The organism is Pseudomonas sp. P20, from assembly GCF_016463925.1.
In the GTDB taxonomy this organism is placed as follows: Bacteria; Pseudomonadota; Gammaproteobacteria; order Pseudomonadales; family Pseudomonadaceae; genus Pseudomonas; species Pseudomonas aeruginosa.
The window spans coordinates 424245-434770 of sequence record NZ_JAEMVM010000008.1 but is presented as its reverse complement, the minus strand read 5'-3'; the positions used below and the strand labels follow the sequence as shown (position 1 = coordinate 434770).

Below are 10526 nucleotides of genomic sequence, written 5' to 3'. Positions count from 1 at the left end.
CGCGTTGCAATAGATCGTCCATAGTTCACCCCTTCCAGGATGGCCTCAGGTGGGAATGCCTTCGCGTTTGATCTGCGGGACCGGAATGCTCAGGGCGCGCAATTGCTGGAAGACGTTCATGAATTCGCGGTTGCGCTTGATCTTGCCGTCGTCCAGCTCGAAGGAATGCAGGAAGTGGTTCTCGTAGTAGCCCTCGGGATAGCCGGGGAAGAGGATCTTGCCGTGGCCGTCGCACTCGACCCAGAAGTGGTTGGGATCGTCGGTCTCGAAGACCTTGATGTTGTACCACTCCCAATCCGGGAAGCATTTCAGCGACCACACCGCGTGCTCGGCCAGCTTGTCCTTGCCACGAATGACGATGGGCGAGCCGGTATCGGTGGTCCATAAACCGCCACAGCCGTCCTCGACGAAAAGTTCATGGCGGCGCAGGCGATCCTGGCCTTTGGTGTTCATATACTTGACCACCGTCTCGCGATTCTTCCTGCGCAACTCCACGGCGTCTTCGAAACCTTGGGGAATGGCATTATCGAGCATCGTCATATCTCCTCTTGAATTGGAATAAACATTAATCAGGTGGGAATACCGTCACGTTTTATTTGTGGAACGGCTATTCCCAATGCACGCAATTTCTGCATCGGGTTCATGAACTCGCGATTGCGTTTTATCCGGCCGTTCTCGAGTTCGAAGGAATGGATGTAGTGGTTCTCGCAATAGCCCTCCGGATACCCCGGGACCAGCGCCTTGCCGCGCCCGTCGCACTCGACCCAGAAGTGGTTCGGATCCTCGGTCTCGAAGATCCGCACGTTGTGCCACTCCCAGTCGGGGAAGCAGCGCTCGAGCCACTCGGCGAGCCGCCTGAGGCTCTCATGGCCCCGGAAAACCAGGGGTTCGCCGCTTTCCGTGGTCCAGTTGCCGGCGCAGCCGTCCTCGACGAACAGGCTGTGCCGCTGTAACCGTTCGGCCCCCTTCATGCGCATGTAGTGCTCGACCGTGGCACGGTTGCGCCGACGCAATTCCAGGTTGTCGGTAAACCCTTTCAACCGTTGGTACTCTCGCATGGTGCGAATCTCCGCCAGTTCGAATCGACTGGCATCCATACCGGAAAGAAGACATCGGGATGACAGGCCGGAGAAATTGCCGTGAAGCTTTTTCCGGGCAAAAGTTGCCCGCTTCGGAGCGTCTCCAAAGTTTCAACTAATGCCGAATTGCCATGACCGAATGTTTCGCCTGAAACCCAGTTGTAACCAGATTTGACAGGGGACAAACTTATAAACGCTTTTTTGCAATAGCCATAACCCCTTAAAAATTACAGGTGTGGGGCATCGATTCCGTTCTATTCTTTGGCCGGTTTGCCAAGCGCCCGGAAAGTTGCACTAGCGTGCCGGACAACAGGAGGACGGGCGCAATGGCGAAGGGGGCAGCGGGGAAACGCTGCCGGTGGGAAGGCTGCGCTCAGGCGACCGGCGCAAACGCTATCCGGCCATTCGGTGAATGGCCGGACGCTTGCGCGGCGGCCTCGCTAGGCGACGAGGCGTCGATTCAGTTGAGCAGGCCGATGGCGTAAGCCTTCATGGTGGCCTCCGCCTTGTTGCTGGAGTTGAGCTTGCGCATCGCATTGACGATATGGAACTTCACCGTGCGCTGGTCGATCGACAGGATCAGGCCGATCTCGCCGTAGGTCTTGCCCACCGCGGTCCACTTGAGCATCTCGGTTTCCCTGGCGGTCAGGCGCACATTGCTTTCCGGGACGATGCGCGGCGCCAGCAGGTCGCCGAAGGTAGCCTGCAGCATGCTGGTGATCCAGAGCAGGAAGGATTCCTTCTCCAGGATTTCCGTGGCGGCGATGCTCTCGCTGGAACGCACCAGGGACAGCATGCTGATCAGCCCGTACTTGCCGCGGACCGGGATCGACCAGCCGTGACGGATGCCGTGATGCAGCGCTTCCTCCCAGAAGAAACGGTTCTCCTGGAAGTCTTCGCCATTCCAGATCAGCGGGGTGTATTCCAGGAGACCATGGCGCACGATCGGGTCGATGGATGTGTAGTCTTCGGAGATATATCTGCTTTTCCATTCCCCTGGGTAATTGGACAGGAAATGATATTTAGGCGCGGTCAGCGGGAAAGGCGCCCGCGCACCGAATGAAAAGAATTCGAATCCATAATTACCGCATATCTCGAGAACCAGGGAGAAGAACTCTTCCTCGGTTGTTATTCTTGACAAAATCTCGAGATATCCCTCTCTCTCATCATGCATGCCAGCTTCACCAGTCAACAATCGATCCCGGCAGGATTCGGTTCTTCAGCGTTTTTATTCTTTTTTGTTTCCGTCTTATCCACTCATGACAATTCCCTTTATCAAGCCGGACCTGGAAGTACATATCGCCACCGGCCCTGTGCGGGTGTTCCGGACGAGGTCGAGCCCATTCGCCGCCCGCCGGGCGACGACGAAACGAGGCTGAAGAGAACTTCTCGATGAGCACGGACACGAGGCGCCGCGCAGGAACTGCGCTGGGCTGGAGGGGACGGCGCCCCGGATCTTTGCGGAAACCGTAGAACGGCTCTCCGATGGGCCTCACGGCGGTCTTTCTCATTGTTCTTCTCGCACGCTCCATCGTCGTCGGGAGAGCCTCCCGACAACAAACCTTGGCCCATGGCGGGCCTCGTCGACGAGGCTCCCCGGGGACCAGAAATGGCAACTACATACTTCCCCCCCTATCTCTCCGCAGATACCTGCCCGGAAGGGCAGGTTGTCCCTGCCGGGCTGTGACAATTTAATTCGACCAGGCATTTCATTGTCCGTGCCGATTTTCACGAAGCGCATTCTGAGGCAATTAAAAAGAGCGCTCCATTCGACCATGGACAAGCTATCCACGCCTGACCGAGATCGCCTTCCGAATATAGCGAAGCGATAACCGCAGCCTGCCGAGAAGTGCTTCAGACAATAAACAGGACGCTGGCCTTTCGTATCGATGAAAGTTCCGCATGGCGTCCGCCCCTAAGGAAGAGGAGATAAATATGATTTATTACTTGATCGGAGTGGCGCTATTCATCTTCATGCTGGAACAGTTGGTTCCCGGCTGGAAATTGCCCAAGGTGAGCACCTGGGTGGCCCGGGTGATCTTCCTCAACATCGTCCAGGTGTCGATCGCCCTGCTCGCCGGCATCACCTGGAACAAATGGATGATGGGGCACAGCCTGCTGCACACCTCGGATGCCCTGCCACCACTGCTGGCCGGCTTCGCCGCCTACTTCGTCAACACCTTCGTCACCTACTGGTGGCATCGCGCGCGCCACGCCAACGACACGCTCTGGCGGCTGTTCCACCAGTTGCACCACGCGCCGCAACGCATCGAGGTATTCACCTCCTTCTACAAGCATCCGACCGAGATGGTCTTCAACTCGCTGCTGGGCAGCTTCGTCGCCTACGTGGTGATGGGCATCAGCATCGAGGCCGGCGCCTACTACATCATGTTCGCCGCGCTCGGCGAGATGTTCTACCACTCGAACCTGCGCACCCCGCACGTCCTCGGCTACCTGTTCCAGCGCCCGGAGATGCACCGCATCCACCACCAGCGCGACCGCCACGAGTGCAACTACAGCGACTTCCCGATCTGGGACATGTTGTTCGGCACCTACGAGAACCCCCGCCGCATCGACGAGCCGCAGGGCTTCGCCGGCGACAAGGAGCAGCAGTTCGTCGACATGCTGCTGTTCCGCGACGTGCACAGCCTCCCCGGAAAAACCCAGCCCGCCCCCGTCCTGGTCAAGCCCGACGTCAGGTGAACGCCATGATTCCAGACATCGATTCCCGTCTCAGCCGGAACATATTGAAATCCATCTCGTATGGCCTCCCCCTCGCCGAAGTGGTCCCCGACCATACCTATGCGCAACTGGAAACGCGCCTCGGCGAACTGAAACGCAGGTATCTGGAGCTGCGCATCTCCCACGGCGCGCGCGAGCTGCCGTTCAGCAACTACCTGTTCTACCTGATCCTCCAGTCGCGCCACCAGGAATTCGACTTCAAGCTGCGCCAGGGCAACTCGGTGGTCACCAACATCCACCGATTCAAGAGCAAGGGACGCATCCCGTCCCTGACCACCCTGCTCCTGGCCGATGCGGTCAACGCCAAGAGCGAGCTGGAGCTCAAGCATCCGGACATCCCGCAGCTCGACCGCCACGCTCGCGACATCGAGCGCTGGCTGGCCGCCGGCAACGTCATGCCGCCCAGCGAGCGGGCCCTGCGCGGCCTGGTTGAGGCGCTGGAGCGCGCCGCTGGCGAAGGCCGTCCGTTGCACCTGGTGAGCGCGGTATGCCCGGACTACTCGCACTCCAGCGATGCCGAGGGCAAGCCGCGCTACACCTTCGAGCGAGTCGGCGACCAGCCCGGCCTGGCCGGCGCCAAGCTGGTCAGCGCCGGCCAGGCGGTGGCGGAGCTGGCCAGGGCGCGCCAGGTGGAAATCCGCCACGCGATCCTCGGCGGCGAGTTCGAGTACCTATCGTTCAACCGCAACCCCGCCACCGGCGAGACCCGCGAGGGTTTCCTCGGCAAGGTCGAGCGCCAGCTCGAGCGGATCGCCGGGGCCCTGCCCTGCCCGGCCGCGACCTGCTCGTTCTTCGAGATGTGCGGCGGCGAGGACGGCTGGCACCGGGCCCACGGCGAGATCGTCCAGCGCCTGGAACAGGGCGACTACGGCCAGACCGGGCTGGACTACCCGGCCCTGGAATCGATCTTCCTGTCGCGCCTGCCGCTCTACGAGAAATGGTTCGCCAGCCAGTCGCGCGAGCAGATCTGGGCCAGCTTCGTCTCCCAGGCCGCCGAGTACGCATTGATGGGAAAACTCTTCGGCGAGCGCTTCGACAACTTCGTCGTGCTGGCCGTCGATCACTACCGGATGGAGCCGTTCTACTCGTTCTTCGCGACCGTCCCGACGCTCTACATCCGAACCGACTACCTGTAACGAGGGAGCGCCTGCGCCATGCAAGATGAACTGTTCAAGACCCGATACTCCAAGTACGGATACGGCATCGACGTGCGCCGTACCTACAAGGACCTGCCCTGCCAGCCGTTCTGGACCTGGGTCACCGGCAAGTCGCTGAACGACCGCCCGCCGCGACGGCCGAAAGACACCCTGCTCAAGCCCTGGCAGCTCTACCTGCACATCAGTTGGGGCTACGCGGTGTTCTTCCTCGCGGTGATCTACGGCCAGCAACTGCTCGCCTCGCAGCAGCCACTGTGGCTGAAGTGCCTGTTGGGCGCGCTGATCATGTGCCTGGTGGTCAACCGCCAGCGTGGCTTCCTCCATACCTTCCACTACACCACCCATGGCGCTAGCCTGGAGAACAAGGCGCTGGCCCGCTTCACCTGCAAGTGGATCCTGTCGATCCCGATCCTGCACACCCCGCGCGACGAGTACGTGAAGCTGCACGTGAACGAACACCACAGCGTGCGCACCTTCAATACCGAGCACGACGTCGACCTGGTCTTCATGAAACAGCACGGCTTCTACAAGGGCATGTCCGAGAGCGCCTTCTGGACCCGCCTGGTGCTCGCGCCCTTCCATCCGGCGCGGATCCTCGAGCACCTGAAGTTCCGTTTCGACGTCAGCTTCGTCTCCGCCCCGCGCCACGAGCGCGTCAGCCGGGCGCTCTACTGGGCTGCGCTGCTCGGCCTGGTGTACGCCAGCGGCTACCTGGAGGCGTTCGCGCTGTTCTACCTGTTCCCGATCTTCATCCTCACCCAGTACTCGTCGTGGATCCAGCACGTCTCCGAGCACCTCTGGTTCGCCCGCAACGAGCACGGCCTGCCGCGCTTCCTGCACTACGGCTCGCTGAGCTGGGGACGCTTCCTCGGCCGCCCCTACCCGGCCGACAAGCAGGGCCTGGCCTTCGCCCTGGCGTTCGTTCGCTGGAGCCTGGGCGTGCTGCTGATCGACATCCCGCTGCGGGTGTTCTCCTTCATGCAGGACCTGCCCAGCCACGACTTCCACCATCGCAAGCCGGGAGTGAACTTCTGGCGCATCGCGCCGGAGCGCGCGGCCAACGAGGCGCGCCCCTCGAAGTTCGGCCCGATGACCGAGACCTGGGGCATGTGGGAGAACTTCCTGATCCTGCGCGACCACCTCTGCCGCGGCCAGTCGGACCCGTTCGGAATCGTCGACTGGTACCGCGAGAACCATGCCCGGCTCGCTCCGGAGACCGATGCCGCCAACCAGCCCCACACCAACCAACCCGCATCCCAGGCTACCGCCTGATCACACAGGAAACCCCATGAATACTCAGATTGCCCAGATCACCCAGAGCCTGGCAGCCAACGGCTGCGCCTATATCACCCCCAGCGACGCGCTCTACGACGAGCAGGACTGGGAACTGATGAACCAGGTCCTGGCCAACTCGACCCTGCCGTGGGAGAAGATCCTGATCGGCGACGCCGACGAGGAGAACGACCTCTACGTGGCCCGTTTCATGACCGACCGCGACCGTCCCACGGTGGTCAACCATGCGCTGTCGGAGCTGATCATCCCGCGCGTCTGCAACGACAACGTGATGAGCCTGTTCCGCAAGCTGATGGGCGACGACGCCTTCTACGTGCGGCGCATGCAGGTGAACCGGATGAAGGCCGGCTCGTTCATCGGCCGGCACCTGGATACCGACAGCAACCCGGACTACCAGTACTCCATCGTCCTGCAGCTCGGCACCTACTTCTCCGGCGGCCAGTTCGTGGTCTACGACCGCGATGGCAACCTGCGCAACGACATCAAGCCGGAGCCGCGCTCGGTGATCATCAGCGATTGCAGCTATCCCCACGAGGTCCAGCGGGTGACCGCCGGCGAGCGCGTCTCGCTGGTGTTCTTCGTCAGTCGCCATGCGGACCGGAACCGGCGGGTCTATTGACCCGTCGGCGTGGAGACTCGAAGCGATGTCGAAGAACGCACGTTACGCCTGGCGCCTGTCCCTCGGCGGCCTGCTGCTGGGGCTAGTGGCCTGCGCGGTCTACCTGCTGGCCGTCCCGCTGGGCTTCAAGTACGGCGAGATCCAGGTCGGTCATGGCCTGGAACACGAGGGGCGGATCGCCTGGGACGCCGCCGGCGTCCCGCATATCCGCGCGCAGAGCCTGGAGGACGGCTATTTCCTGCTCGGCTACAGCCACGCCAGGGATCGCCTGTGGCAGATGGAGTTCGCCCGCCGCTATGCCGGCGGGACGCTCTCCGAAGTGTTCGGCGTCAAGACCCTGCCGATGGACAGGTTCGCCCGCACCCTGGGCTTCCGGCGCACCGCCGAGGGCATCTACGCCAACCTGGACGCGCCCACGCGCGTCCTGCTGCAACGCTACAGCGACGGGATCAACGCCTATCTGGAGCTGGCCCCGGCGGCGCTGCCGCTGGAATTCAGCCTGGTGCGCCACGAACGGCCGGGGCCCTGGGGGCCGGTGGACAGCCTGTCCCTGCACCTGCTCTATTCCTGGACCCTGAGCGCCAACCTGGGCATGCAGTTGCAGCGCCTGGCGCTGGCCGAGCACCTGGACCTGGCGCGGATCAACGAGGTGTTCGCCCCCTATCCGGGCGAGCGGCCGCCGGCCACCCGCGACTACGCCAGCCTGTACCGCTCCCTGCACGGCACGCCGGACGCCGGCAAGCTGCTGGGGCAACTGCCCGGTTCCAACGTCGAGGGCATCGGTTCGAACAACTGGGTGGTCTCCGCCAGCCGCAGCGCCACCGGCAAGCCGCTGCTGGCCAACGATCCGCACCTGCGCCTGACCAACCCGGCGGCCTTCTACCTGGCCAGCCTGAAGATCCCCGGCCTGAGCCTCACCGGCGCCAACTTCGCCGGCGCCCCGCTGTTCGTCATCGGCCATAACCAGCGCATCGCCTGGGGCTACACCAATACCGGCTCGCACATCCAGGACGCCTACCTGGAGCGCGTCGATCCCCAGGACCCGCGGCGCTACCTGACCCCGGACGGCTACCGGCCCTTCGAGACGCGCTTGGAACGCATCGCCGTGCGCGACGGCGAGACGGTCTCGCTGGAGGTCCGCAGCACCCGCCACGGCCCGGTGATCAGCGACATCTACGAACCGGCGCGGCTGCCGCAGGCGCAGCGCGACCGGCTGGTGATCGCCCTCGCCTGGACCGGCCTCGACCGTCACGACAAGACCTTCCCGAGCCTGCTGGCGATCAACCGGGCCGAAGGCTGGGAACAGTTCCTCGACGCCGCCGCCGACTTCGGCGTACCGCCGCAGAACATGGTCTATGCCGACGTCGAGGGCAACATCGGCTACGTCTCCGCCGGTCGCGTACCGCTCCGCGGCGCCGACGACGACCTCCATGGCCTGGCCCCCTCGCCCGGCTGGGAGAGCCGCTACGACTGGGTCGGCTACGTTCCGGAAAGCGCCAAGCCACGCAGCCTCAACCCCCGCGAAGGGTTCATCGCCACGGCGAACCAGCGCATCGTGCCGCCCGACAATGCCTTCGACTTCGGCCACGACTGGGTCCTGCCCTACCGCTACGAACGCATCCGCGAGTGGCTCGGCGGCCCCGGCCAGCGCACCCTGGAAGACAGCCTGGAGTTGCAGAACGACGAGTTCTCCAGCGTGATGGCGAGCCTGTTGCCGAAGATGCTGGAGCAGGTCAGCGACCCCGAACTGCGCGCCAGCGAGGCCTTCGCCCTGCTCCAGGGCTGGAACCACCAGGCCGCCGCCGACCTGGCCGCGCCACTGATCGCCGGCTACTGGGTACGCGCCTTCACCCGCGAGCTGCTGCAACCGAGGATCGGCACGCAGTTGCTGGCCAGCGGCTGGAACCAGCGCAACTACGACGGATTCCTCCGGCTGATCCTCGACGGCCAGGCCGACCTGCGCTTCTGGTGCGGCCAGGAACAAGGCTGCGACCTCAAGCTGAACCAGTCGCTGCGCCGCGCCCTCGACGAACTGCGAGCCGCCCACGGAAGCGCGCCGGACGGCTGGAAGTGGGGCGAGGCGCACGCCGCCCTCGCCGAGCACGTGCCCTTCCACAAGACCCCGCTGCGCGCGCTGTTCGACCTGAAGAACAACAAGGGCGGCGACAACTTCAGCGTCAACGTCGGGCGCTTCGACTACAGCGACCCGGCCAACCCGTTCAACACACGGATCGCCGCGACCCTGCGGATGGTCATCGACCTGGCGGACTTCGACAACTCGCGCTACGCGCTGTCCACCCGCAATTCCGGCCTGCCGTTCGACGGCGCCACCGACCTCAACGAACTCTGGGCCCGCGGCGCGTACATCCGTATCGCCGACGACGCCCCCGACGCGACGGACCGCCAGTTGGTCCTGCGCCCTTCAGCCTCTTCCTCCGGCGAGCCACGACCATGACCAGCGATCCGCAGAAAAACGCCTTCGACCTCGACTACTCCAGCCGCGAACGGCAGTTCCCCGAGGGCTTCAAGCGCAAGATAGTCGCCGACCTGCAAGAGGGAATGCCGCAGTTCGACGTGCTGCAATACTTCGGCAACCAGCCGGATATCTTCGAGACCTACGACCACCTGGTACTGGCGACCGATCCGGAGGGCGAACGGATCATCGGCATCCTGGGCGCGAAGGACTTCGTCCGCGGCGCGACGCGTTTCCTCTACCTGTGGACAGCGATGGTGGTCGACCGCTACCACCGCACCAGCCTGTTCAAGCGGATCAACCAGTTCTTCCTGCGCCAGGTCAGCGAGCGCAACGGCGGGCTGCCGCCACTGATCGTGGCGAAGACCTACAACCCTGTGGTCTACAACATGTTCCGCGCCCTCAGCGCGCGGATCCCGGGAGCGACGCTGTACCCGGACCTGGAAGCGCCGCGCCAGAGCCCGGACATGGTCGACCTGGCCCGCGACGTGGTCGGCACGCTGTCCGCCAACCTGCGCCTGGATGCGGAAACCGGCCTGATACCCGGCGGGCAACGCAGCGTCGCCCCGGATTTCTTCCCGCGCATGGCGATGTCCAGCCACGCCAGGACCAACGACCACTTCGTCGCCCACATCGGCAGCAGCGACCAGATCCTCTGCATGGTCCGCCTCGCGCCCGGTGCCGAACCCTACGTGCAGCAGAGGATCATCCGGTGAGCGGACTCGCGCAGCGCTCCGACGACCCGTGGCTGGCGGCGCTGCCGGCCGCGGTGCTCTACGGCGCCTGGGCGGCCTATGCCAACCAGGACGGCGGCCTGGCCGGGATGGGCGTCGCCGCCCTGCTCCAGGGCGCCGCGAGTCTCCTGGCGACGCGCTTCGGCCTGTACCTGTTGCAATGTCTCGGCCGCCGCCACGGCCTTGCGCAACGCCAGGCGCCCCTGCTGGTGGTGCTCCTGCTGACCGCGCCGATGGCCGCGCTGCACTGGCTCTCGGGCACGCCGCATCCATTGGCGAGCGTGGCGCCATCGTTCGTCATCGGCTGGCTCTACTTCGCCCTCTGGGCGCGCCGCCGCCCGGGCCGCCGGCAAGCCAGCGGCGCCTAGCCGGCGCCCCCGCTCGAGCCGCTCCCCGTCGGCGGGATCGGCCCGTATACTCGGAGCCTTC

General features: G+C 64.1%; 10 protein-coding genes. 7 read left to right on the top strand and 3 right to left on the bottom strand.

Features of this window, described 5'->3' with window-relative positions:
* Window positions 1-45 precede the first annotated feature (45 nt).
* The 3 genes from phzB to qscR form a co-directional block, all read right to left on the bottom strand.
* Window positions 46-534 (bottom strand): phenazine biosynthesis protein PhzB, encoded by a 489-nt coding sequence (gene phzB / locus JHD77_RS12615; protein ID WP_003115119.1) that lies wholly within the window; start codon window positions 532-534, stop codon window positions 46-48.
* A gap of 35 nt (window positions 535-569) precedes the next feature.
* Complete coding sequence (gene phzA / locus JHD77_RS12610; protein ID WP_003450170.1) at window positions 570-1058, bottom strand: phenazine biosynthesis protein PhzA; 489 nt, start codon at window positions 1056-1058, stop codon at window positions 570-572.
* Window positions 1059-1539: 481 nt separating this feature from the next.
* A complete protein-coding gene (gene qscR, locus JHD77_RS12605; RefSeq protein WP_003118960.1) occupies window positions 1540-2253 on the bottom strand; it encodes a quorum-sensing transcriptional repressor QscR in 714 nt (237 codons plus the stop codon).
* A gap of 761 nt (window positions 2254-3014) precedes the next feature.
* Here qscR and JHD77_RS12600 point away from each other — a divergent pair.
* Genes JHD77_RS12600 through JHD77_RS12570 form a run of 7 tightly spaced genes read left to right on the top strand, consistent with a single transcriptional unit; the run spans window position 3015 to window position 10465 of the window.
* Window positions 3015-3782, top strand: coding sequence for a sterol desaturase family protein (locus JHD77_RS12600; protein ID WP_003102692.1), 768 nt, complete (start codon window positions 3015-3017; stop codon window positions 3780-3782).
* A gap of 5 nt (window positions 3783-3787) precedes the next feature.
* Complete coding sequence (locus tag JHD77_RS12595) at window positions 3788-4957, top strand: hypothetical protein (RefSeq protein WP_003088150.1); 1170 nt, start codon at window positions 3788-3790, stop codon at window positions 4955-4957.
* Between the two features lie 18 nt (window positions 4958-4975).
* Window positions 4976-6250 (top strand): fatty acid desaturase, encoded by a 1275-nt coding sequence (locus tag JHD77_RS12590; protein WP_003102695.1) that lies wholly within the window; start codon window positions 4976-4978, stop codon window positions 6248-6250.
* A gap of 16 nt (window positions 6251-6266) precedes the next feature.
* Complete coding sequence (locus JHD77_RS12585) at window positions 6267-6890, top strand: 2OG-Fe(II) oxygenase (protein ID WP_003088147.1); 624 nt, start codon at window positions 6267-6269, stop codon at window positions 6888-6890.
* Between the two features lie 25 nt (window positions 6891-6915).
* A complete protein-coding gene (locus JHD77_RS12580) occupies window positions 6916-9345 on the top strand; it encodes a penicillin acylase family protein (protein WP_191519457.1) in 2430 nt (809 codons plus the stop codon).
* A complete protein-coding gene (locus tag JHD77_RS12575) occupies window positions 9342-10079 on the top strand; it encodes a hypothetical protein (protein ID WP_199506529.1) in 738 nt (245 codons plus the stop codon). The genes JHD77_RS12580 and JHD77_RS12575 overlap by 4 nt, the downstream gene beginning before the upstream one ends.
* On the top strand, window positions 10076-10465 hold the full coding sequence (locus tag JHD77_RS12570) for a hypothetical protein (RefSeq protein WP_003088144.1): 390 nt from the start codon (window positions 10076-10078) through the stop codon (window positions 10463-10465). Before JHD77_RS12575 ends, JHD77_RS12570 begins: the two co-directional genes overlap by 4 nt.
* The last annotated feature ends 61 nt before the right edge of the window (window positions 10466-10526 follow it).

Excerpts from the sequence above, each read along its gene's own strand:
- JHD77_RS12590 (WP_003102695.1), top strand. The coding sequence starts at position 4,976 with ATGCAAGATGAACTGTTCAAGACCCGATACTCCAAGTACGGATACGGC.
- JHD77_RS12575 (WP_199506529.1), top strand. The coding sequence starts at position 9,342 with ATGACCAGCGATCCGCAGAAAAACGCCTTCGACCTCGACTACTCCAGC.
- JHD77_RS12580 (WP_191519457.1), top strand. The coding sequence starts at position 6,916 with ATGTCGAAGAACGCACGTTACGCCTGGCGCCTGTCCCTCGGCGGCCTG.
- qscR (WP_003118960.1), bottom strand. The coding sequence starts at position 2,253 with ATGCATGATGAGAGAGAGGGATATCTCGAGATTTTGTCAAGAATAACA.
- JHD77_RS12585 (WP_003088147.1), top strand. The coding sequence starts at position 6,267 with ATGAATACTCAGATTGCCCAGATCACCCAGAGCCTGGCAGCCAACGGC.
- phzB (WP_003115119.1), bottom strand. The coding sequence starts at position 534 with ATGCTCGATAATGCCATTCCCCAAGGTTTCGAAGACGCCGTGGAGTTG.
- JHD77_RS12595 (WP_003088150.1), top strand. The coding sequence starts at position 3,788 with ATGATTCCAGACATCGATTCCCGTCTCAGCCGGAACATATTGAAATCC.
- phzA (WP_003450170.1), bottom strand. The coding sequence starts at position 1,058 with ATGCGAGAGTACCAACGGTTGAAAGGGTTTACCGACAACCTGGAATTG.
- JHD77_RS12600 (WP_003102692.1), top strand. The coding sequence starts at position 3,015 with ATGATTTATTACTTGATCGGAGTGGCGCTATTCATCTTCATGCTGGAA.